The organism is Acinetobacter sedimenti (genome assembly GCF_022601685.1).
GTDB classification, from domain to species: domain Bacteria; phylum Pseudomonadota; class Gammaproteobacteria; order Pseudomonadales; family Moraxellaceae; genus Acinetobacter; species Acinetobacter sedimenti.
Genome location: NZ_JAKUML010000015.1, coordinates 35340 through 58497 on the forward strand (window position 1 = coordinate 35340; position 23158 = coordinate 58497).

Sequence of the window (23158 nt, forward strand, 5' to 3'; positions counted from 1 at the left end):
GACTTTAGCCAAAATAGCCCACTTGTACGCATTAAATATATTTTTATGAGAAAAGATTAAAGGGTAAAAATGAGCAATTCAGTCGGCAGACCAACAGGCTACAATGATGAAATTGCAGAAAGGATAATCGACCTTGTGATTGATGGTCAGCCAATCCGATTTATATGTTCTCAGGTTGATATGCCAAGTGTGGCAACTGTGATGCGTTGGCTAGCTGATTATCCCGAGTTTGCAAAACAATATGCTTTAGCTAAAGAAATGTATGCACATTGCATTTTTGACGAAATACAACACATTGCCGACACGTGCGACCCAACCGAAGTACAAAAAGCAAAGCGATGATTGACGCACGAAAATACATAGCAAGCCGACTTGCACCTAAGAAATATGGTGAAGCCAGTTTGATCGATGCACCAACTGAAGAAGAACAAAAATACCGTGAAATCATCATCACAAGGCGCATCGTTGACGCACAGCTTAGCGACCTACTGGATGAGTTAGAGAATGAAGAAATATAACCTTTTCAATATTCCCTACAGGATTGCCACTTGTTAGTGGCTTCAAAACAATCTAGGCATTGAGCTATCAAGTCTTTCATGGTTTTTGGTAGTTTTGCTTTTACTCCCCACCGTATAGAATCGTAAAGAAATATAACCTTGTGTTCTCATAATTCATTATTTAGTCAGGTTGCTTAAGGTTGCAAACAGTTGCATTGGTGAATATAATTTATTCAATCTATTAAACTTATTTTAAAGGCGTAATCATGTCATATACTGCAATAAAAATTGACACCGAGATTGTAGAATCTGCAAAGGTGTATGGTGTAGCAGAAAGCCGAAGCGCAACAAAACAAGTCGAATACTGGGCTAGAGTTGGGAAAATTGCGCAAGATAACCCTGACTTAACTTTTCAAGATATAACTGAACTTTTGCTTAGCATGGCGCAAGTCAAAGCAGGAAATACAACACCGTATAACTTCGGTTAGTTAAATGAACATACAGCAAGCACCATTATTTGAGCGCACAGTTAAGAAGCTCACTAAGCAACAGAAAAAGGACGTGGATAATGCTGTAATTGCAATTAGTGAAAATCCGAATATTGGCGAATCTAAAGTAGGCGACTTAGCAGGAGTGTCGGTATACAAGTTTAAAATGGACAAACAGCTTGTATTGCTCGCTTATTCATTCGAGAGTGAAACAATTACTTTGTACTTGCTCAAGTTGGGTAGCCATGAAAATTTTTATAGAGATTTAAAAAGATAATTCGTACAAATTATTAAATTTAGCCCTTGCTCGATAATTACCTTGATAAGGTGTGATCAAAAATAACATCACTGTCCGCCCAAAGCCTTATATCCCAATAGTTAATGGTATGATCAAAATTGCGCAGTCATCATGGTACATCAAGGTAATTTCACATAGACAGCACACCAATTTAAGACCGTACCGAACCTATTAAACGCCTTACACCGCAATAGATTGATTGCATTTTCAATACAAGTAAATTTCTGCATTTCTGATACCTAGGAATGCAGAAAAATCAATCATAAGTCACTTTTTAGATTTTGACATTTTTACATACCCCTTTTGCACCAGTTTTTTACATTTTTACCTTTTGTCATTTTTGAATCAGTAATCTTTTGATAATCATTAATATAAGTGAATTGGAATGTCAGAAATTGCCGTCATTTTTTTACATTATTCTTTAGTTTGATCGAGCTTGTAATTTTTCATTTTTGACATTTTAAGGAGCTAAAAATTACTGAAATCAATAAATTTGTAATCGTATCTTATGCGCTTGACCCTAACAGAGCTTACCCAAAATTAGCGGTCAATGATAAGTCATCTAAAGTTGTTGAAGTCAAGTTAGTTGATGATGCCAATCTATTTAGCACAAGGGCGCACATGCTACGAAAACAAGGCGTAAAAGGTTTGATTGTCATGTCCGTTGGTACGCTATCGGCAATTGTGAAAGAAGCACAGCACCAAGCCCACATGCAACTTATTGAGGAGGATTGACCAATGGGGGGTAAATCCGATAAGCACGCATTGGCATGGACTGATGAGCGCAGACGACAACAGCGTGAACGTATCCTAGCATCTAAGCCGTGGGAAAAATCTACAGGCGCAAAGACCACAGAGGGCAAGCGGATTACCTCCAAAAATAGAGTGAAACGACTTGCATTATTGACACCTAGACAACTAGACCGTGTTATCTCAATGCAATTTCAATCGAACAAACTAGAGCAAGCATACAGACAAGCTGATACGCCTGAACAACAGGAACGGCTTAAAATAATGATTGAGGAGAGCTATAAGCAAACTAAAGAATATATTCGTAAATGCACTAATGATAAGGTTTTTGGAACTGGCTAAATTGGCTTAAACGAACTAACGAATAATGAAATCTCATTTTAACCAGTGGGATTTTTTTCACGATTAATTTAGATGATCGAGCTAAAGCCGTGCGTCTTAGTTGTCTGCTTAAAATGCGCCTTGCAAAAATTATAGAACGTGGTGAATTCAATACGACAGCACAAGAAATGATTCATCGAGCAGAACAGCCGCTGTAATCGGTATTTTTGTTGTATAGAGCGGCTTTGTTGCATAAATACGTAAGCATCTGATTTAAATAGATTTAATTTTGGGTCAAAAAATAATCAAAACTTTTAAAATCATATAGTTATGAAATCTTTGTGCAACAAAGCCAGATTGAAGTAATAAAGCAAATATTTAGTATAAACTTTAATACTTCTTTCTCGCTATTTATAAAATTATTTATTGCTACTAGGCATATTCATCTTTGAATGATCCATTTTAGAATGGTCCATATTCATCATAGAATGATCCATTTTTGACATGTCAGATGAGTTAGGAGACTGATGTTGACTATGATCTTGCTGAGTCTTGTCATCTTTTTCCATTTTACAAGGTTTTGTACAAGGTTCCTGTGCTTTTACCGTTTTAGTGGCACTTGAGGTTGATACATCTTTTGCCCAAGATTGAGTACCAGCAATTAAAGTTCCAGCACACATTAAAATTGTTAGACTACGACGCACTACAGTTTTCATAAGTTTCTCTAAAAGTTAATTTCTTGCTACTACAATAAAGTGAAGCACTGAACATCTAAGTGACTTGAAAATGACATTTTTGTAATCTATCTCGATCAGATGTTTTATAACGTTATTATAGTTTTAATGAATGACTTAGGATTCGGAAATGAGAATACTATTAGTTGAAGATGAACAAAAAACTGGTGATTATCTCAAGCAAGGTTTATCCGAAGCTGGCTATATTACGGACTGGGTTACAGATGGGTTAACGGGTAAACATCAAGCTCTTTCTGAAGAGTATGACTTAATTATTTTAGACGTGATGTTACCTGGACTAAATGGTTGGAATATTATCAATGATATTCGTAGCAGCGGTAAAACAATGCCCATTCTTTTTCTTACCGCCCGAGATCAAATCGAAGATCGAGTAAAAGGATTAGAGCTAGGCGCTGATGATTATTTAGTTAAGCCTTTTGCTTTTGCAGAGCTTCTAGCTCGAATAAAAACGCTCCTTAGACGAGGGCAACAAAGAGAAGATAATAATATTATTAAGATTGCTGATTTAGAACTTGATTTGAGAAAACGTCGGGTAACACGAGCAGGTCAACGCATTGATTTAACGGCTAAAGAATTTGCTCTTATGGAGCTTTTTATGCGTAGAAGAGGTGAAATTCTACCAAGAGCACTTATTGCATCTCAAATTTGGGATATGAACTTTGATAGTGATACAAATGTAGTTGAAGTCGCTATTAAACGATTAAGAAGTAAAGTTGACAGTAACTTTACTCCCAAATTAATTCAGAATATTCGAGGAATGGGGTATGTATTAGAGGTAGAAGATGAATAATAAATTATTCAAATCTATCAGTTTTCGTATTGGTATTATTTTCTCATTATCGACTATATGCATTCTCATTATGATGGGGTTTTTCATCCATAAATTAGTGATGCATCATTTTGAAACGCAAGATCGTACCCAATTAGAAGGTAAAATCCAGCTTATTCAGAATCTTCTCCAACAGCATCCTAAAAATTCTCCAGAACTTGATCTATATTTGAAAGATGCTTTAGTTGGACACCATGATCTTATGGTCCAAATAGAACGACCGGCAGGTCAGATTTTATTTAGTTCAACACCTTCAATCATTAATACTCAACAGTTAATCAAGTCAGCAAATAACCCTTGGATTAAATGGAAAATTAAGAATAAGACCTATCGTGGCATGATCTACAACACGGATATAAACAAAAATACTGAAATACAATCTGTACGCATTATTGTGGGGATCGATACATCTGAACATCTACATTTTTTAAATGATTTTAAGCGTCAACTTTTTTACATTGGTTTAGCCGGTACGATTTGTTTAATGTTTTTAGGCTGGTTTGCAACCTGGAGAGGTTTAAGACCCGTGCAAAAAATGGCTAAGGTCGCAGAAGGCATTTCTGCCCAACATCTTTCAGAACGTTTAGAAGTTGAGCACACACCAACAGAACTAAAATCATTAGCAATTGCCTTCAATGATATGCTCGACAGACTAGAATCAGCTTTAGAAAGGCTTTCCGATTTTTCATCTGATTTAGCGCATGAAATTAGAACACCGATTAATAACTTAATGACTCAAACTCAAGTATGTCTTGCCCGTAAACGAGATACCAGTACCTATCAAGAAGTACTATTTTCTAATTTAGAAGAATTAGAACGTTTGGCTCGAATGGTATCCGATATGCTTTTCTTGGCAAAAGCAGAACATGGCCTAAAATTACAGAACTTACAGAATATTGACCTGGTTAAAGAAGTTACAGCCTTATTTGATTTCTATGATGCGCTAGCTGCCGAAAAAAATATGACGCTTCAACAAACAGGATCTGGAAATGTCAAAGGTGATCCTGCTATGTTACGTCGAGCACTCAGCAATCTATTATCTAATGCAGTTAAATATGGAAATAAGAATTCTACAATACGCATAAAACTTCAACAGAATTTAGATAACACAATATTTTCAATTGAAAATGAAGGCCCTGAAATCTCTCCTGAACAACTATCCAGGTTATTTGATCGATTTTATCGAACAGATGCATCTAGACAAAGAACAGAAGAAGGAACCGGCTTAGGGCTCGCGATAACAAAATCTATTCTTGATATGCTTGGGGCGACCATCCAGGCTGAATCCCTCAATGGTCGAATCATTTTTACCATTGTTTTTCAAAGTGAATCCATGCAAGGGGAATCATTTTAACTCATTTTTTGAACATCTTCCATTTACCCGAGTTGACCTTACATAAAGCTCAAACTGAGAGCCAGAGCTACGCCAGCACCTATCATGGCAATTGTGTAGCCAAATATGATAGCTCGGCCAAACTGTGCCCCCCCTGTCATCCATGCAATTGTCGCTTTGCTTAACATGTTGCTCAGTGTGGCCAGCCCTAACGCGACAGCAGCCACATTTGTTGTTAAGCCTTCAGTACTATGCAGGCGGGCAAGTGAGACTAAAATAGCATCTACGCCTGCTAGCCCAGAAATAGTCGATAATACGAAGATGCCGCTGGTGCCCAACCATTGTTTTGCTGCCGGGACCAAGACTGCCATGACAGCCAGGAAAGCAGCGAAGCTGAATGCTGTCCCAAGATCAAAAGGAGCCATTGCTTCTATTGTTCGATCGTTGTTTTCAGCGCTGGTAATTTGGCGTTGTCTCCACAATGCCATACCCAGCAGAAGGATTCCCGCAATCATCATTGCACCACCAAAAGTGCTTAGCAATGCTGGCTCAATGACGCCTATCAGCACAACCATACGAAAAAACATGATGCCACAGGCAGCCAATGTTCCAGAAATAGCAGCACTGACCATGACGGGGTGCTGGCGTGTATAGCGTGCCAGTGCAACAGTTGCAGCTGTAGAAGATGCCAAACCACCCAATAGACCTGTCCAGAGTATGCCTCTTTCTGAACCGGTGAGCCGCATGGCAAAATGACCTGCCAGAGAGAGTCCGGCAATCAGGATCACCGCCCACCATAACTGGTAAGGATTTAATGCAGCAAAAGGTCCCATACCCGTATTGGGTAAGTAAGGTAATATAACGACAGAAAGTACCAGTAACTGTAGAGATGCGGTTAATTCACGATGTTCGATCAAGCATAACCAACCATGTAAGGTTGGCTTGAGATCCAAAAATACAGCCACGATGACAGCCGCTGTTAATGCTAAAGTAACATTACCATGGGATGCATATGCACCTAGAACTAATGTCAACAGCATCGCGATCGTCGTGGTAGCGCTTAAATTACCGGAAATTTTTGCGGTACGAGCATAGGACACTGTTAGTAATAAGGAAAGCCCTAATACGGCCGCAACTAGCGGCCAAGCTCCGAAGTTTGGTTGTAAATGACCGAGCACTCCTCCGAGCAATCCTGTCAATGTGAAGGTACGTAGACCTGCTACTCGGCTGCCTTCTGGCAGTTCTCGATCCTGCCATCCTCGTTCTAAACCAATGAGCAGGCCGATGGCGAGTGCTGCAACCAGCCCTGATACATCTGGTGGAAGAAAGGAACTCTCTATCAGAACTTTTTATTTCGCAGGCGAAGGGCATTGGTGATGACTGAAGCTGAACTCAAACTCATAGCCAAGGCGGCAATCATCGGTGACAACAACCAACCGGTAAATGGATATAGTACGCCAGCCGCGATAGGGATACCCAAAGCATTGTAAAGGAAAGCAAACATGAGGTTCTGTTTCATGTTGCCGACAGTAGCTTCCGAAAGTGAACGGGCAACAGCAATCCCTCGTAAATCTCCCTTGACCAGCGTAACTTGGGCACTATTCATTGCAACATCAGTCCCGGTTCCCATAGCGATACCGACATCAGCTTTAGCCAAGGCTGGTGCATCATTGATGCCATCACCAGCCATAGCCACGATGCGACCTTCCTTCTGCAATTTGCTGACCAGTTCGAGTTTATCTGCGGGTTTGACTTCGCCATGTACCTCATCAATGCCTAGACGTGCTGCGACTGAACGGGCAGTGGTGAGACCATCTCCTGTTGCCATCACGATACGTAGACCCGCTTCCTTCAGGGTGGCAAGTGCTTCTGGGGTACTTTTTTTGATGGGATCGGATACTGCAAGCAGGCCGGCCAATTCACCATTGATGGCTAGATGCATCACACTTGCACCTTCTGAACGCAGCTCTTCGGCTTGCGGAATCAGAGATTGTACCGAGATACCTAATTGCTCCATCAGTGCTGTGTTGCCCAAAGCTAACTGACGATCGCCCACTTGACCTCGAACACCAATCCCTGAGCCTGATTCAAAATTATCTGGTGTTTCAAGAGGCAGGCCACGTTCGTGTGCTGCGTTTACAATCGCTTCGGCTAGCGGGTGTTCACTGCCTTGATCAAGACTGGCGGCTAAACGTAATACTTCAGATTCATCGAAACCTGATGCGGCAACCACACGATCGAATACAGGGCGTCCTTCGGTCAACGTACCTGTTTTATCGATGATTAGTGTGTCAATCTTGCGCAGATTCTCAATGGCTGCTGCATCGCGGAACAACACACCATGAGTAGCACCTTGACCCGTTGCAACCATGATAGACATTGGAGTTGCCAAGCCTAGTGCACAAGGACAGGCAATAATGAGTACTGCCACAGCATTGATTAATGCATAAACCCAGCTCGACTCTTCTGGGCCGAACAGTCCCCATCCAAAGAAGGTAAGCAAGGCAATGGCTACTACAGCCATGACAAACCAACCTGCAACCTGATCAGCCATGCGTTGCATTGGGGCTCTTGAGCGTTGAGCTTGCGCCACCATCTGTACGATCTGAGACAACATGGTACTTGAACCAATTTTCTCTGAACGCATGATCAATGAACCATTGGTATTCAGGGTAGCACCAATGACTTTATCACCGATGCGTTTAGTGATCGGTAAAGGTTCACCTGTCAGCATAGATTCATCCAATGAACTGCTTCCATCGGTGACTACACCATCCACAGGAACTTTTTCACCTGGGCGGATGCGGAGTAAATCTCCTACATGGACATGAGTCAGAGGAACATCTTCCTCAGTTCCATCGGGCAGGATTCGGCGAGCTGTTTTAGGAGCAAGTCCGAGGAGTGACTTAATTGCAGCAGAAGTTTGCGAACGTGCTTTTAATTCCAGTATTTGCCCCAGTAGGGTCAAAGAAATGATGACCGCTGAAGCTTCAAAGTAAACAGCGACACGACCCATGGAGATAAATGAGTCTGGAAAGATTTGTGGTGCAATGGTCGCAACCACACTGTAAATAAAAGCAGCCCCTGTACCTAGACCGATCAGGGTCCACATGTTTGGGCTGCGATTCACAACCGATTGCCAACCACGGGAAAAAAATGGCCAACCTGCCCACAGTACAATCGGGAGTGACAACACTAATTCAATCCAGCTCTGAACTGCCATGTCGAACAGGTTCAGTTGATGGCCAAACATCGCCAAAAAAGTCACGATGATGGTCAATGGCAGTGTCCACCAGAAGCGTCGACGGAAATCACGTAACTCAGGATTCTCATCTTCCTCTAACTCGGGAATGAGTGGTTCCAGTGTCATTCCGCATTTAGGACAGTTTCCAGGATGATCCTGTCTAATTTCTGGATGCATTGGGCAAGTATAGATGGTCGTGCCTGTTGTGCTTGCATCATTAACGGATTGAGTAGTCTGATGATGCTGTGTATGTGCATCGGCAGTCGTCGTTGCGGGTTTAGCGATATATTGCACCGGGCTGCTATGAAACTTTGATTGACATTTATCACTGCAAAAAAAGTAAGTTTTCCCCTTGAATTCCTCATGGTATTTCGATTCTTCAGTAACTGTCATACCACAGACTGGGTCTTTCAATACGTCTGTTGTAGCCTGTGTCATATGATCCTGATTATGATTTTTTTGATCTAACATGAATAATTCTCTTATGGCAAAGTAGTTTTATGGCCGAATTTCGGAATAAATCTCGGAGTCTGTTGGGCATAGCTGTCATAGACAGCGCCAAATTGTTTACTCATTTCAGCCTCTTCCTTAATTGCCAAGCGGCTGTACATTAAGAGTAAGATTGGAAACATAATCAGTGTCAGTAAAGTTGGCCATTGCAATAAAAAACCCAGCAAGATCATCACAAAAGCCACGTATTGTGGGTGACGTATACGTGCATAAGGGCCTGTGATCGCTAAAGAATGCTGACGTTGCGCGTTGTACAGCACGTGCCATGACGTTGATAACAGGTAAAATCCATAGCCCAAGAAAACGTAACTGGCGATGTGCAGAATGCCAAAATGTGGATCACCCTTTTCACCCAGTAGCGTTGACCATAAGTGACCTGAGTTATGCGACAGCAAATCAAGTTCAGGGAAGCGAGTTTGAAGCCAACCAGATAACAGGTAAATGGTTAAAGGAAAACCATACATTTCGACAAATAGAGCAATGATAAAAGCCGAAAAGGCCCCAAATGTACGCCAATCGCGCGCAGTGGAAGGTCTAAAAAAACTGAAAGCGAACATGATAAAAACTGCTGAGTTAATGATAACCAGCGTCCATAAACCATAAGCCGATTCCGCATGATTCATGATGGATCTCCTGATAAGAGCTATTTTTTGTTATCAGATATATCGGATTTTTTTTGCTGCGAGTGGTTATGCCCATGACCACCATGCATAAAAATATGCATCAGTGGACACGCTAAAAGGAATAAATAAGGCAAAGCACCGATAACGTGGGCTAAATGTTCCGTTAATAGAAAATAAGCTGCGATACCACCCAGCACGATTAGACCAATGGCATAACGTGTAGACCAGAAGTTAGGTACTGAATTATGTACTTGAGGTTGATGGTTCATGGTGCTTCCCTCTCTAATTCATGGGTAATTATTTAGTTGTGGAGGGAGGCATACAGTCCATCATCATCTGCATCATGGATTGCATCATGTCCATACGTTTTTCCATCATTTGCTGACGGTCAGCCATATTTGCATTCATGCTTTGGCCGCTCATCTGTTTCATCATGCTCATACCTCCTTGCATGAGTTTCATGTGCTCAGCCATAAGTTTTTGACGTTCTTGAGGTTTTTTTGCAGCCATCATCTTTGCATGCATGGCTTGCATTGCTTTCATGTGCTGGTCCATTGCAGCCATTTTGTCTGGATTCATCTTGCCAGTAGTTGTCTTGTTAACAGTGACTGTAGATGAAAGGGTATTTTCTGGGTGATGCGTTTTATGCTCTTCGGGATTTTGAGCTAATGCACCTAAAGAGGCAACGGTTATACAAAGTGTGAGTAAAGTTTGGCGGATATAAATCATGATATTTTCCTTCCATCAGTTGATCAGCCGATACAACCTTTAAATGAATGAAGCAAACAAATAGAGAGAGGTATTTTTCATTTATTTGCTCCACTCATTCTTTTGATGAAGTTGATCGCTGGTTATGCCACCGGTGTTTTACTTAGGTGGTAGCTGGTTATAGTCAATTTTTTATTTCTATTGAATAATTTTATCACATGAGTCAATTGATTTTTAAAAATGACAAAAATGTAATTTTGAAGTCATCACTCTGTTACTGCCTCTCACTAATAATTGAAATATAAGAGGAGATGATGTGGTCTCATTAAATACAGATTTTATAAAGTCATCTCTAATGAACTAACAAATCAAGAGGAAACGTAAATGAAATTATTTCAAAATAAAATGACTGCTCTACGTAATGTTGTAGTAGCTGCAACGATGATTGTGGCTACTACAACTACGTTCGCTCATGTGAGTTTAGTGAGTGCGATTCCTGCGGAAAATGCATCTATCCTTAGTCAACCAAAGAACTTGACCCTTAACTTTGGTGCAGAGGTTATGTTGATGAATATTAAGTTACTGGATGCTCAGCGAAGAGATGTTCCTTTAAAATATGAAGTTACTCATGACTTAAAGAAATCCTTTGATGTCGCTCTTCCGAAACTGAAAAAAGGTAAATATACCGTTGTCTGGACAACAATGGGGAAAGATGGTCACAACATGAATGGTGAATATAGTTTCACTATCAAATCAACTAAATAAGAATTGATTACCTTTCAACATGTCAGTGAGGTGCTGGCATGTTGTTCTAGAATGGACAAAAATAATGATTTCTGAATATTGGATGTGGGCCACTTGGTTAACTAAGGTTATTTTATATTTAAGTGTAGCTTTTGTCGTTGGTGGAGCCTTTTGCTATTTTTTACTTAGACAATATCTTGAACTAAAAGAATCGATTCTTAAATATATTACAATTGGCGCTGGATTAGGCCTAATTTCCAGTACCTTGGGATTTTTTATTCTGATTGGTAGTTTTGCCAATACTGGTATTACAGGGATGGTGGACCCCACGTATATTAATATATTGGTTAATACTCCGACGGGGTATATATACGTTCTTCGTTCTATTAGTTTTGCTCTTTTACTTCTTCTCATGGTGGTTAAACTTAACAGGAACAAAGGTCAGTTTTCTATAATTGAAAGTTCAATATTTTGTATTTTACTTATCCCGATTATTTTTAGTTTTTCCCAGCTCGGACATGTCGCTAATTTAACCTTACTTGCTCAAATTTTATTATCAATCCATATTCTAGTTATGTCGTTATGGATGGGGTCTTTATATCCGTTATGGAAAACCAGCCGGGAAATAAGTGGTTTACCTATAAAAGATCGCATGCATGTATTTGGACGTATTGCTGCTTTCATTGTTGGGATATTAATCGCCTGTGGCGCTAGTGTAGCTCTTCTTTTAATTAAAGATTTTAATACCTTAATCAATACTGCATATGGCTATGGTTTCATGGTTAAAATGTTTTTTGTTATAGGTATTCTACTTTTAGCTGCCTTCAACAAATGGTATTTCACCCCGCGTCTTCAACATCCTAAATTCGCTAAACACCTTAGTCATGCCATTTTATTTGAGATGTTATTAGGTCTATCAATTCTATTAACAACAGGCTATATAACCACTGTCGTGGGTATTGAATAAGAGAATTTCAAAATAAGGGAATTGAGGAAATTTAACATTACTGCATTTATCTTTTGTAGCTGAGCAATAAAGTTTCTACTGGACTGCCAACTTACGACAATCAGAACAGTAAAATCGCATCATGAGGCATTATACATAAAGGTAGTCACCGGTTTTTAGCTTATCTTCAACCCATAACGGTCTCATCTATTCAGTTCACTACCATTGATTGAAATAACTAATCTTATAAATTTCAGAGTGATCGTAGATTACAAAAATGTCATTTTAAAGTCACATTAATGTTGGTTAAGTACTTTTACTGTAGTCATTAGAACACTCTTCTTTGGAATACTCTGAAGAAAACTGTAAGGTTGTAAACAGACCAAGTTACAGCGAGTAACTGATTCAGAAAAAGGCTGGTTGTATGGTGAAAGTTTAGAGTTACTGTTCTAATGTTTTAAACAAATGTTTTGTTAAAAAGGAGCAACATATGAAATTTCACATCGCTAATATGACTTGTGGTGGTTGTGCACGCGGCATTACTACCGCAATTAAAGAGCTCGACTCGAATGCCTCACTCGATATTGATTTACAAAACCGTATTGTTGAAATCAACACAACGGTGAGTCAGGATCAAGTCATTGCCACTCTCAGTGAGCGTGGATTTACAGCTGATCCTGCTTAATCTCTGTTAGAGTAACAGTGGGAATTCCTTACCACTTTTACTCTCTCTTATTTTCCTCATCGTACAGATAAAACCTGTACTTGCTTGAAATAAAAGTAATCCCTGAATTCCCCCTAATCTTGGTTCGAGCTGATCTTCGCATATAGAACTCAGCATATCTAAATGATAGAGATCGTATATGAGTACCGAAATGACTGATACGCCACACTACAGTGAAACATTAGAGATTGAGGGGATGACATGTGCTTCTTGTGTAGGCCGTGTGGAAAAAGCTTTAAAATCTGTTGAGGGTGTTGAATCGGCTCATGTAAATCTGGCTACCGAAAAAGCAGTCATTTATGCGCATCAACCACTTGATCGCGCTACTTTAATTAAAGCCGTAGAAAAAGCAGGCTACGAAGTGGAAGCGCTGCAACCAATAGAGCTTACGATTGAGGGTATGTCATGTGCTTCTTGTGGGCACTGTTGCAAATAGAGATTTGAGTCGATGATGTTCCCTTTAAAAAGTACTTAGAGACCGAAAACCCTGTTGATTAGACACACTTCACCCTGAGGCTGACCATAATAAAATGACGATGCTTGTCCTTTACGTAGTGCACGCATGACTTCAATACCTTTAATTGTGGCATAAGCCGTCTTCATAGATTTGAATCCTAATGTGGCCCTGATGATCCGCTTTAGCTTGCCATGATCACATTCAATCACGTTATTTTTATACTTAATCTGCCTGTGCTTAAGGTCTGGTGGACATTTACCTTCCCGTTTTAACCGTGATAAAGCACGTCCATATGTGGGTGCTTTATCCGTGTTGATCACTTGTGGAATTTGCCACTTCTTCACATTATTTAAAATTTTTCCAAGAAAACAATATGCTGATTTGGTATTACGTCTAGAAGAAAGATAAAAATCAATGGTATCGCCACGTTGATCGACTGCACGATACAAATAAGACCATCGTCCATTCACTTTTATATAGGTTTCATCAATATGCCACGAGCTCAGATCTGTAGGATTACGCCAATACCACCGTAAACGTTTTTCTATTTCAGGAGCATAACGTTGAACCCAACGGTAAATAGTCGTGTGATCAACATTCACACCCCGTTCGGCCAGCATTTCCTGCAGTTCACGATAGCTAATGCCATATTTACAATACCAGCGCACAGCCCAAAGAATGATTTCGCCCTGAAAATGCCGACCATGGAAAGGATTCATATGCTGCACCTTTAGCTAAAACAGTCTTCAGCTTACCATTCGTGGTTATTTGCAACAGTGCCAGATATACAGAGTTTTTGAAAAAAGCATAGGTCTAGATAATCAAGCTAGATTTTTTAGAACTCCACATTGGTCAATTGTACATAAACCATCACAAGTACCTCTTAAATCAGATAATTGTTCAATAAGCTTTTGTTGCTTGATTATATTTTCTCTGATAGCACTGACATGTAAGTCAATTAATTCATTCACATCTGAACAATTTTTCTTGGGATTATCTTTATAGGTGAGTAATTGACGAATTTCATTCAAACTCATATTTAAAGTTCGGCAATTCAAAATAAACTTAATTCGCTCAACATAGCCTATATCGTAAAGGCGGTAATTTCCTTCCGTTCTTTCCGGTTCCGGAATTAAACCTTCCTTTTCATAAAACCTAATTGTTAATACTGAACATGAGGTTTTTTTAGAGAGTTCACCAATTTTTAAATGCATTGAGTTGGTATTTCCAAAAAATCTTGACTCTATAGTAACTATAGGGATTACAATATTCAAAGTTTATAAATTTTTTTAATGGGTATAATTATGAGTGGTTGTGGATGTAGTAAAGAAACACCATGCGAAGATAAGAAATCTCAACAAGAAAATCATCCATCAATTGCAGAAGCAAACAATTCAAAGAATTGTGATAATACGCTTAGCTGTTGTGGTGAAGAGGAAGAAAAAAAATCTTCATCTCCTTGCTGTAACACTTCAAACAGTTGTGAAGATACCGCTCAATCCTGTTGTGGTTCTGATCCCAAAGAAAATTTAAGCACTGAAGACGTTTTAAAAAATTCGCACTACATGAGTGAATACTTAGTTCCCAAAATGGATTGTTCTGCGGAAGAACAGATGGTTCGTATGGCGCTATCTTCAATTGATGGTGTTCAAAAACTCATCTTTGATTTACCTAACCGGTCTTTAAAGGTTCTACATAATCAAAAAGATGAAAATATAACTACCAAACTTGAAGCTTTGGGTTTTGGTGCAAAGCTTGTGAAGACTGAAACTTATATAAGCAATCAACAGGCTAAGCAAACAAGTACCTATACCATTCCTAAAATGGATTGCTCTGCTGAAGAGCAAATGGTCCGTATGGCTCTTGCAGATATTGAAGCAGTTAAAGGTCTTACTTTTGATCTTCCCAATCGAAAACTGAAAGTCTTCCATAATGAAGGGAGTCAGCAAATTACGGCCAAACTTGAAGGACTGGGTTTTGGGGCGAAACTTGATGAAACACAGCTTTCTTCAGGCGATATACCTAATGAACCTGATCCTGTGAGACAAGCTAAAGTACTTAAACTGTTATTAGGCATTAATGCTCTACTTTTCTTTATAGAATTCATCAGCGGAATTATTGCTGCGTCTACAGGATTGATTGCTGATTCTCTAGATATGTTTGCCGATGCAGCCGTTTATGGTATTGCGCTATATGCCGTCGGAAAAGCTGCGAAATATCAAGTGAAAGCAGCCCATTTCGCAGGTTGGATTCAGTTATTACTTGCTGTCATCGTGATTATTGATGTCATTAGACGATTCATGTTTGGAAGCGAGCCAGAATCAACGCTCATGATTGTTATTGGCCTGCTCGCACTTATAGCTAACGTGACATGCTTATATCTTATTTCTGGTCATCGAGAAGATGGCGCACATATGAAAGCCAGTTGGATTTTCTCGGCGAATGACGTTGTCGTAAATATGGGCGTTATATTTGCCGGTGTACTCGTGGCGTGGACGGGATCAGCTTACCCAGACTTAATCATTGGCATCCTGGTTTCTTTATTCGTGCTTAATGGTGCTCGAAAGATTTTGGCTTTGAAGTAAGAGTATCGAAAATGAATCTATTTCAAGTTAAACAAAATCAGATCGTCAAAATTAGAGATCTCAAAAAAGGTAATCAATACAGTCATACCACTGATCCCGTATTGGAACGGCTCCAACTATTAGGTTTTAGAGAGGGTGAAACTCTACAAGTACTCGCTAAAGGTGTTTTTAGCGGAGATCCTGTTTTAGTTCAAATTGAAACTTCAAGATTCGCATGGCTTTGTTGCACAAACCTATCTGTAAAGGGTTTTTCAGCGATATAATTTTCAAATGAAGAAGCCTACACACAAAATCTACCGCACAACCAATTGGCCCGCATATAACCGAGCACTCATGAGTAGCGGAAATATTGCCATTTGGTTTGATCCTGCTACGCAATGGTATGCGCCATCAAAAGGCAAACAAGGGCGAAATCAAACCTACTCCGACGCAGCCATCCAATGCTGCTTAATGATTAAATCCTTATTCCGTCTGTCTTTACGTATGGTCACTGGCTTTGTGCAAAGTCTGATTAAACTTTGCGGATTAAATTGGATAGCTCCAGATTACACCACGCTTTGTAGAAGACAAAAGCATATTGATATTGTAATCAGCTACCAAAAAAGTAGCGATGGGCTGCATCTACTCATGGACTCTACAGGCATGAAGTTTCTAGGTGAGGGCGAATGGAAACGCAAGAAACATGGACCTGAATATCGTCGCCAATGGCGTAAACTTCATATTGGTATAGATGCTAAAACCCTACAAATACGAGCAGTTCAGCTTACAACCAATAATGTCAGTGATTCACAGGTGCTTGGTGATTTACTTAATCAGATTCCACAAGATGAGCAGATTGACTCTGTTTATACCGATGGAGCTTATGACACCAAGCAATGCCGTCAGGTCATTGCAGATCGGCAAGGGCATGCGGTGATTCCACCAAGAAAAAATGCGAAACAATGGAAAGATACAAAGAGTAGCTCGCTAGAGCGAAATGAATTACTTCGAACAGTTAATCTTGCGAAGCAGTGCTTCTCAGGCAGGACACTATGGAAAAAATGGTCAGGCTATCATCGTCGAAGTTTGGTTGAAACTAAGATGCATTGCATCAAATTATTAGGAGATAAACTCAGTGCAAGGAGTTTTGATAGCCAAGTGAATGAAATCCATGCACGTGTAGCAGTCCTTAACAGATTTACGGAATTAGGTCGACCACTTACCCAAGTTACGCCTTAAATTTAGCTCAATTAGGGGCGCTTTGCATTTCAAATCTTTGTGCAACAAAGCCACTAAATTATATTGAGTTGTAAATATTTGAAAATTCCGTTAAGATATTTTGGATTAAATTCTATTCCTAGATAGCATTCGTGTTGACTCATCTCTCCAAAAAACTTTGGTTTTGTTTTCTTATGGTTTTTGCCATAGGATGGAGTAGTGTGTCTGTTGCATCAGTAAAGATAATGCATATCAATATGCAAACTGAAATGAGCCAAGATCATTGTTTAGATCAAGCACAGCAAGTCACTCAACATGGTATTAATCACGAAGTACAGACGAATACCGATTGCCATAATCATTTAGCTCTTAATCAGAATATAGATCACAAAAAGTGTCAGGAATGTTCTAGCTTATCCTGCCAGACACAGATCTCATGTCTTCATTCTTTGCAAAGCTCGCTAGATCCCCTAGATACCTTCTATTCTATAGATCAGCCTAATTTTTATTACCCCAACCAATATCTAAATGGGTATTGGCAAGAAATTTTACGTCCCCCTAAAGCTTAACCAATTTTTTTAAAATTTATTTATTTTTCAAAAATTAAGGTTAAGTTATGTCTCATAAAATTAGTTCGTACCTATTAGCAGGTATTTGTTTTGCATCGTCGCCTTTGGTTTTTGCCGAAGTGCGTGAATATCAGCTTGTTATTGACGAAGCAGTGGTCAGCCCAACTGGAAAGCCTGTAAAGCGCATTACCGTAAATGGTCAATTTCCTGCGCCTTTGCTTGAGTTTGAAGAGGGTGATGAAGCCATCATTCGCGTGAAAAATAATTTAAAAAACCAAGATTCTTCTATTCATTGGCACGGACTGTTGTTGCCGGGCATTATGGATGGTGTACCGGGATTTAATGGTTTTAACGGTATTAAGCCTCAAAGCGAGTATGTTTATAAATTCAAGATTCGCCAAAGCGGGACTTATTGGTATCACGCTCATTCTAAAGGACAGGAACAGGACGGCTTATATGGTTCTTTTGTGATTTATCCAAAAGGTAAAACACCATTGGCAGCACATGAAAAAGCTGAACGTGACTATGTGGTGATGTTGTCAGATTTTCATGAAAAAACCAGTGATCAAATTCAGAAAGATCTTAAAATTTCAGCTGAATATTATCAAGATCAGCGTGAAACCTTGGGTGATGTTTGGAAGCAGGTTAAACGTGATGGCATAAAAGCGACATGGTCTGACCGCAAAATGTGGAATCAGATGCGTATGCTAAAAACCGACATGTCGGATGTTACAGGTTATACCTTCCTCATTAATGGCAAAACACCTGAACAAAATTGGACAGGAATGTTTAAACCGAATGAAAAAATTCGCCTACGTTTTGTGAATGCATCTGCGATGTCTTTCTACGATGTCCGTATTCCTAACTTGAAAATGACTGTGGTCAGTGCTGATGGTCAGCCTGTAAAACCTGTTGCTGTGGATGAGTTTCGTATTGGCACAGCTGAAACTTATGATGTGATTGTGGAGCCAAAAGGCGGACATTATCAAATTGAAGCTGAGTCAATTGATCGTGCAGGCTATGCGATTGGTACACTGCACAATGAATTAAATCCTATGACACATGGCATTCATATGCCTGCACCACGTCCACGCTCACTTTTGACCATGGAAGATATGGGACATGGTGGCGGTGATCATGCAGGAATGGATCATTCAAAAATGAACCACGGCAATATGCAAGGCATGGATCACTCGAAAATGGATCATTCAAAAATGAACCATGGCGATATGCAAGGCATGGATCACTCGAAAATGGATCATTCACAGCATGGCACAGCAAAACCACAAGAAAATGATCAAGTGGTTTATGGTTGGGCAAATGCATCTACACCTGCGGGCAATAAAGCCTTGCAATATAGTGATTTAAAATCTTTAGAACCGCAAAAAGATACTCGTGAAGCTAGCAGTGAATTAGTAGTGCGTTTGGGCGGTACTATGGAGCGTTATATTTGGACGATTAACGGTAAAAAATTCAGCGATGCTGAGCCATTAAAAGTGAAGTATGGCGAGCGTATCCGTATCAAATTTATTAATGACAGTATGATGGCGCACCCCATGCATTTACATGGCATGTTTATGCAGTTAGAGAATGGTCAAGAGTCGGTAGATATGCCGAATAAACACACATTGATTGTACCACCGGGTAAAACAGTGACTGCTTTATTAACTGCGGATGAGTTGGGCGAATGGGCAATCCATTGTCATTTGTTGTATCACATGAGTGCAGGAATGATGAACAAGTTGATCGTGGCAAATGTTAGCGATGAACAAGTGTCTACAACGCCAATTCAAGGTACAAATTCGACTCAAACTCACCAAGTAACTGAGCAAAAAGGAGCTGGACATGCACATCACTAATTTTGTATTTAAAGCGTTTTTTTCTGTTGCGGTATTGAGTTTAACAAGCTTAAGTTTGGCGCACGAAGGGCATCATTCAACTGCTCAGACTGATGGAAAAAATGTACCATCAATGAATCATCAAGCGATGTCTGAGATGGATCATTCACAGCATTCTCCACAAGAGCATGCACAACACATGCAGATGATGGGGAAAATGAATCATGCTGCACATTCAGCACCGATGAACCATCAACATGCAGGTCATCAGCCAATGCATCACAAATCAACAGAGAAACAGCAAGATCAAAAAGTACAGAAAGGAGATCAACATGCGCACCATTAATCTTTTTTCTAAAACTGTTTTAGCAAGCTCTTTGTTGATGGTCAGTGCAGTGAGTTTGGCACATAATGGTGAAGATCATAGTGCGCCTGAAAAAATGACAGTTGCTACATCTTCTAGTCAAAATCAGCCGATGCAAATGGATCGCTCTCAAATGAACCATAGCCAAATGAATCAGGCACAACATCAGGCAACATCTACGGTTAATCATTTACATCATGCACCAGATGCGAATGCTCAGCAGAGTTCGCATTATGATCATCGCTCAGAACACGGTGCGCAAATTTATGCGATTACGACAGTGGACAATAAGTGGCTTGTCAATGAAGATGGCACAGGTGATTTAAAGTCAGAGTTTGAAACCCGTATTGGCACAGATGAAAATAAGGTTTTTATTAAAATTCATGCCGATAAAGAAGAATCGCATGATGCACATTATGATGCCAAACTTTTATATAGCCGTATGATTTCAGACTTTTGGGATGCACAGATTGGTGCACGTTATCGTAGTGAAAAAGTTGAACTCAATGATCATCGCAAAGACACCGAAGAAAATGTTGATGCGGTGATTGGCTTACATGGTATGGCGCCATATTTCTTTGAAACTGATGCTTATCTCTATGCGGGAAAAGACAATTATGCGGGCTTTAGCCTAGAAACGGAACGTGATTTTCTGATTACGCAAAAGTTGATTATTCAACCTTATTTAGAGTTGGATGCTATCTTTAGTGATGACTCTAAATATGCGAAAAAAACTGGTTTAAGCAGTGCAACCGCAGGGTTTGAAACTCGCTATGAAATCAGTAAAAAGATCATGCCGTATATCGACATTGCCTATGAGTATTCAAAAGGTAATGATGAAACGTCGTGGCAAATAGAATCAAACTCTGAGAAAGGTTGGTTATATGGAGCTGGTGTTAGATTTAGATTTTAATTAATTTAATGATTACTAAATAGCTTTATTTAAATAAAACTCTAGCTTAATGTGGCCGGAAGCAAAATGTTAACTTATTTTGCTTCCTTATGATTTAAAGGACGATAATCCCAATGAAAAAATTACTTTTAGGAGCTGTTGCCGCATCTGTTTTGGCCTTTTCAGGTAGTGCTATGGCCAATTTTGTGGCAGGTCAGGACTATCAGGTGGTTGCAAAACCAGTCAAAGTCGAAAAACCGGGCAAAATTGAGGTACGTGAATTCTTCTGGTATGGCTGTGGTCACTGTTTCGCGCTTGAACCACATATGCAGGGCTGGTTGAAAAAATTACCCAAAGATATCCGTTTTGTACGTACGCCGGCTGCAATGAATCCACTCTGGGAGCAGGCAGCGCGTGCTTATTATGTGTCTGAAGCATTGGGTGTGCGTCAAAAAGCACATTTACAATTATTCCATGATATTCATGATAAGCAGCGTCCAATTTTAGAACAGGCGCAATTGGCCAAGTTCTATACCCGCTATGGTATTCCTGAAGCGAAATTTAACAGCACTTATAAATCTTTCCCGATCACTTCGAAAATTGCCCAAGCCAAAAATCTGGCTGCTCAGTATCAGTTAAGTGGTGTTCCGGCAGTGACCGTGAATGGTAAATATATTGTGCAGGGTAATGATGCCAAAGTCATTCAGGTGGTGAATTACCTGATCGAGAAAGAGCGTAAAGCCAAATAAGACGCGATTGATTATCTCTAAAAAAAAACCTGCATCGAATCTGCAGGTTTTTTTATTTAAACTGGAGAAATGGTTATTTACGTCCTGACTGCCGGATCTGGTGTTTCTATCGGCGGGCGATACCAGTGTAAAATTCCTCGGAATAAGAGCTGCATCTGCAACACGCTTTGCGCTTTAAAGTCATGGGATTGAATATGAATCGTGGATTGTATCTTTACCAGTTCATACCTGATATCTTCATTCAGAAAATGAATTTTCCTTTCTATTTCAACACGCAGAATTGCCGAGGCGCCCCGACGCTCTAAAACAAACAAAGGTGGTGTTTCAAAAAGTATGCTGAAAAAAACAATATGGCTTTTGATAAAATAGAGGTATGAAAATAACGCTACAAATCAAATGTCCTACCTGTCTAAGTAACAATATTGGGATAGTTTTATCACAGCATTTCAATGTTGCAAGCAAGTGATCGGTAAGTTTTTTACCGTCGGTATTGAAGGTAACAATTGTAGAATTCGTCATCGAATCAGGCGTGGATTTAGGAGAAGTTGCAACTTTTCTAAAAAGCTCGAAAATCATTTTAAAGCCTTTGATTTGACTTTCTTTTACCTTAATAACGGATTTGTTTAACGCTAGCATACTTTTTGAAACACCACCAAAGTGGTAAGGAATTCCCACTGTTACTCTAACAGAGATTAAGCAGGATCAGCTGTAAATCCACGCTCACTGAGAGTGGCAATGACTTGATCCTGACTCACCGTTGTGTTGATTTCAACAATACGGTTTTGTAAATCAATATCGAGTGAGGCATTCGAGTCGAGCTCTTTAATTGCGGTAGTAATGCCGCGTGCACAACCACCACAAGTCATATTAGCGATGTGAAATTTCATATGTTGCTCCTTTTTAACAAAACATTTGTTTAAAACATTAGAACAGTAACTCTAAACTTTCACCATACAACCAGCCTTTTTCTGAATCAGTTACTCGCTGTAACTTGGTCTGTTTACAACCTTACAGTTTTCTTCAGAGTATTCCAAAGAAGAGCATTCAGCATATGATATGTCTCATGACCCAACATTCTTATTTCGGTTGTTCCTAATTTAAGACATCTTCCATGAATTTGAGATTGGAATTGATACTTCTGATGTCATTTTCCAGTTTCTTTTGGTGCTCAATAAAATATTTTTCTAGTGATTTATCATCATCCAAAAGTGTCTGAATAAAATTGATATTATTTTCTTTGTCTTTAATTTGATCTAAAAATTCAGTCTTTTTTTTCAAAAAAAACTTTTTCAAGCATATGTTTTTTATGAGTTTTTCTTAACTCATCTAACCATCGTGTCTCATTATAACTAAAGGTTTTTGATGTAGATTCTGATACATCTACTTCTAAGTACTCACACTTTACTAAAACTCTCAATCCCATATACATCAGTCGCCGATGTTGTTCAGTTCTAGATTTTTTACCTATGATCATTTTTTCCCAAAAATGTTTAGCCTGCCAATTTTTAATTTCATAATTTGCAAAAATGTCCATAAACTCATTGTATAAAGGTAGATGTACGGAATTTTTCATAGTGGAATGGTAATCCTCCCATAAATAACCGAAGTTAAAAGTAGAGGTTAAGCAGCCATTAGAGGTGGCTTTCCTTTGTTAGCTTGATGTGGTCTTTCATGGTTGTAATGCCACAACCAGTTTGTTGCATAATCTTGTACTTCATCCAAAGTATCAAATAAATG

Annotated in this window: 27 protein-coding genes and 3 pseudogenes; 19 read left to right on the forward strand and 11 right to left on the reverse strand. The window is 39.4% G+C overall.

Translation table 11 applies throughout. The features are described 5' to 3' along the window. The first annotated feature begins 69 nt into the window (after positions 1 to 69). From MKI79_RS09600 to MKI79_RS09620, 5 genes are all read left to right on the forward strand, one after another. Entirely contained in the window at positions 70 to 342 is a 273-nt protein-coding gene (locus tag MKI79_RS09600) for a helix-turn-helix domain-containing protein (protein ID WP_241572708.1), read from the forward strand. Further along, complete coding sequence (locus MKI79_RS09605; RefSeq protein ID WP_241572710.1) at positions 339 to 518, forward strand: hypothetical protein; 180 nt, start codon at positions 339 to 341, stop codon at positions 516 to 518. Before MKI79_RS09600 ends, MKI79_RS09605 begins: the two co-directional genes overlap by 4 nt. A 245-nt stretch (positions 519 to 763) precedes the next feature. Next, positions 764 to 985 (forward strand): ParD-like family protein, encoded by a 222-nt coding sequence (locus MKI79_RS09610; protein ID WP_241572713.1) that lies wholly within the window; start codon positions 764 to 766, stop codon positions 983 to 985. A 4-nt stretch (positions 986 to 989) separates the two neighbouring features. Beyond that, positions 990 to 1262, forward strand: coding sequence for a type II toxin-antitoxin system RelE/ParE family toxin (locus tag MKI79_RS09615; protein ID WP_241572716.1), 273 nt, complete (start codon positions 990 to 992; stop codon positions 1260 to 1262). Positions 1263 to 2021: 759 nt separating this feature from the next. Beyond that, a complete protein-coding gene (locus MKI79_RS09620; RefSeq protein WP_241572719.1) occupies positions 2022 to 2375 on the forward strand; it encodes a hypothetical protein in 354 nt (117 codons plus the stop codon). Positions 2376 to 2773: 398 nt separating this feature from the next. Here MKI79_RS09620 and MKI79_RS09625 read toward each other — a convergent pair whose 3' ends face one another. Further along, the gene (locus MKI79_RS09625) at positions 2774 to 3070 is read right to left on the reverse strand and encodes a hypothetical protein (RefSeq protein WP_004281865.1); all 297 of its coding nucleotides are present in this window, start codon (positions 3068 to 3070) and stop codon (positions 2774 to 2776) included. A gap of 148 nt (positions 3071 to 3218) precedes the next feature. Here MKI79_RS09625 and MKI79_RS09630 point away from each other — a divergent pair, with 148 nt between their 5' ends. Next, entirely contained in the window at positions 3219 to 3899 is a 681-nt protein-coding gene (locus MKI79_RS09630; protein WP_004663993.1) for a heavy metal response regulator transcription factor, read from the forward strand. Further along, the gene (locus MKI79_RS09635; protein WP_004763973.1) at positions 3892 to 5292 is read left to right on the forward strand and encodes a heavy metal sensor histidine kinase; all 1401 of its coding nucleotides are present in this window, start codon (positions 3892 to 3894) and stop codon (positions 5290 to 5292) included. Before MKI79_RS09630 ends, MKI79_RS09635 begins: the two co-directional genes overlap by 8 nt. Before the next feature lie 38 nt (positions 5293 to 5330). Here the strand turns inward: MKI79_RS09635 and MKI79_RS09640 are convergent, their stop codons facing one another. The 5 genes from MKI79_RS09640 to MKI79_RS09660 are packed head-to-tail and all read right to left on the reverse strand — an operon-like array spanning position 5331 to position 10377. Then, positions 5331 to 6614 (reverse strand): MgtC/SapB family protein, encoded by a 1284-nt coding sequence (locus MKI79_RS09640; RefSeq protein ID WP_241572750.1) that lies wholly within the window; start codon positions 6612 to 6614, stop codon positions 5331 to 5333. Continuing rightward, positions 6611 to 8986: a heavy metal translocating P-type ATPase gene (locus MKI79_RS09645; protein ID WP_241572720.1), complete on the reverse strand. Its 2376-nt coding sequence runs from the start codon at positions 8984 to 8986 to the stop codon at positions 6611 to 6613. The genes MKI79_RS09640 and MKI79_RS09645 overlap by 4 nt, the downstream gene beginning before the upstream one ends. Before the next feature lie 11 nt (positions 8987 to 8997). Next, a complete protein-coding gene (locus MKI79_RS09650) occupies positions 8998 to 9648 on the reverse strand; it encodes a methyltransferase family protein (RefSeq protein WP_044111303.1) in 651 nt (216 codons plus the stop codon). A gap of 20 nt (positions 9649 to 9668) precedes the next feature. Then, a complete protein-coding gene (locus MKI79_RS09655) occupies positions 9669 to 9917 on the reverse strand; it encodes a DUF2933 domain-containing protein (protein WP_241572722.1) in 249 nt (82 codons plus the stop codon). Positions 9918 to 9945: 28 nt separating this feature from the next. Beyond that, a complete protein-coding gene (locus MKI79_RS09660) occupies positions 9946 to 10377 on the reverse strand; it encodes a hypothetical protein (RefSeq protein ID WP_241572725.1) in 432 nt (143 codons plus the stop codon). Positions 10378 to 10740: 363 nt separating this feature from the next. Between MKI79_RS09660 and MKI79_RS09665 the strand changes: the two genes are divergently transcribed. The 4 genes and pseudogenes from MKI79_RS09665 to MKI79_RS09680 form a co-directional block, all read left to right on the forward strand. Beyond that, a complete protein-coding gene (locus tag MKI79_RS09665) occupies positions 10741 to 11121 on the forward strand; it encodes a copper resistance CopC family protein (RefSeq protein ID WP_004281877.1) in 381 nt (126 codons plus the stop codon). A 64-nt stretch (positions 11122 to 11185) separates the two neighbouring features. Continuing rightward, entirely contained in the window at positions 11186 to 12067 is an 882-nt protein-coding gene (locus tag MKI79_RS09670; protein WP_241572727.1) for a copper resistance D family protein, read from the forward strand. Positions 12068 to 12536: 469 nt separating this feature from the next. After that, the gene (locus MKI79_RS09675; protein ID WP_004281879.1) at positions 12537 to 12731 is read left to right on the forward strand and encodes a heavy-metal-associated domain-containing protein; all 195 of its coding nucleotides are present in this window, start codon (positions 12537 to 12539) and stop codon (positions 12729 to 12731) included. 178 nt (positions 12732 to 12909) lie between these two features. Continuing rightward, a pseudogene (locus MKI79_RS09680) lies at positions 12910 to 13188 on the forward strand (cation transporter); the annotation flags it as partial. Between the two features lie 53 nt (positions 13189 to 13241). On the opposite strand, the gene MKI79_RS09685 reads toward MKI79_RS09680, so the two are convergent. Next, entirely contained in the window at positions 13242 to 13946 is a 705-nt protein-coding gene (locus MKI79_RS09685) for an IS6-like element IS1006 family transposase (protein WP_241572729.1), read from the reverse strand. Positions 13947 to 14048: 102 nt separating this feature from the next. Continuing rightward, entirely contained in the window at positions 14049 to 14441 is a 393-nt protein-coding gene (gene cadR, locus MKI79_RS09690; protein WP_004281856.1) for a Cd(II)/Pb(II)-responsive transcriptional regulator, read from the reverse strand. 90 nt (positions 14442 to 14531) lie between these two features. Here cadR and MKI79_RS09695 point away from each other — a divergent pair, with 90 nt between their 5' ends. From MKI79_RS09695 to MKI79_RS09730, 8 genes and pseudogenes are all read left to right on the forward strand, one after another. Beyond that, a complete protein-coding gene (locus MKI79_RS09695; protein WP_058869461.1) occupies positions 14532 to 15812 on the forward strand; it encodes a cation diffusion facilitator family transporter in 1281 nt (426 codons plus the stop codon). Between the two features lie 11 nt (positions 15813 to 15823). Then, positions 15824 to 16075 carry a FeoA family protein gene (locus MKI79_RS09700; RefSeq protein ID WP_241572730.1) on the forward strand — a complete coding sequence of 84 codons (252 nt, stop codon included), beginning with the start codon at positions 15824 to 15826 and terminating at the stop codon, positions 16073 to 16075. Positions 16076 to 16082: 7 nt separating this feature from the next. Next, positions 16083 to 17030: an IS5 family transposase gene (locus MKI79_RS09705; protein WP_241572733.1), complete on the forward strand. Its 948-nt coding sequence runs from the start codon at positions 16083 to 16085 to the stop codon at positions 17028 to 17030. 595 nt (positions 17031 to 17625) lie between these two features. Further along, positions 17626 to 19437 (forward strand): copper resistance system multicopper oxidase, encoded by a 1812-nt coding sequence (locus MKI79_RS09710; RefSeq protein WP_034583971.1) that lies wholly within the window; start codon positions 17626 to 17628, stop codon positions 19435 to 19437. Then, complete coding sequence (locus tag MKI79_RS09715) at positions 19424 to 19762, forward strand: hypothetical protein (protein WP_004897649.1); 339 nt, start codon at positions 19424 to 19426, stop codon at positions 19760 to 19762. The genes MKI79_RS09710 and MKI79_RS09715 overlap by 14 nt, the downstream gene beginning before the upstream one ends. Continuing rightward, a complete protein-coding gene (locus MKI79_RS09720) occupies positions 19749 to 20693 on the forward strand; it encodes a copper resistance protein B (RefSeq protein WP_241572737.1) in 945 nt (314 codons plus the stop codon). The genes MKI79_RS09715 and MKI79_RS09720 overlap by 14 nt, the downstream gene beginning before the upstream one ends. 113 nt (positions 20694 to 20806) lie before the next feature. Continuing rightward, positions 20807 to 21421 carry a thiol:disulfide interchange protein DsbA/DsbL gene (locus tag MKI79_RS09725; RefSeq protein ID WP_241572740.1) on the forward strand — a complete coding sequence of 205 codons (615 nt, stop codon included), beginning with the start codon at positions 20807 to 20809 and terminating at the stop codon, positions 21419 to 21421. A gap of 420 nt (positions 21422 to 21841) precedes the next feature. Then, positions 21842 to 22048: pseudogene (locus MKI79_RS09730) on the forward strand (IS1 family transposase); the annotation flags it as partial. A gap of 65 nt (positions 22049 to 22113) precedes the next feature. On the opposite strand, the gene MKI79_RS09735 reads toward MKI79_RS09730, so the two are convergent. From MKI79_RS09735 to MKI79_RS09745, 3 genes and pseudogenes are all read right to left on the reverse strand, one after another. After that, positions 22114 to 22308 carry a heavy-metal-associated domain-containing protein gene (locus MKI79_RS09735; protein ID WP_004281879.1) on the reverse strand — a complete coding sequence of 65 codons (195 nt, stop codon included), beginning with the start codon at positions 22306 to 22308 and terminating at the stop codon, positions 22114 to 22116. Between the two features lie 205 nt (positions 22309 to 22513). Further along, a pseudogene (locus tag MKI79_RS09740) lies at positions 22514 to 22994 on the reverse strand (hypothetical protein). 47 nt (positions 22995 to 23041) lie between these two features. Further along, positions 23042 to 23158: integrase core domain-containing protein (locus MKI79_RS09745; RefSeq protein ID WP_168390107.1), on the reverse strand; the 117-nt coding region annotated here is incomplete at its 5' end.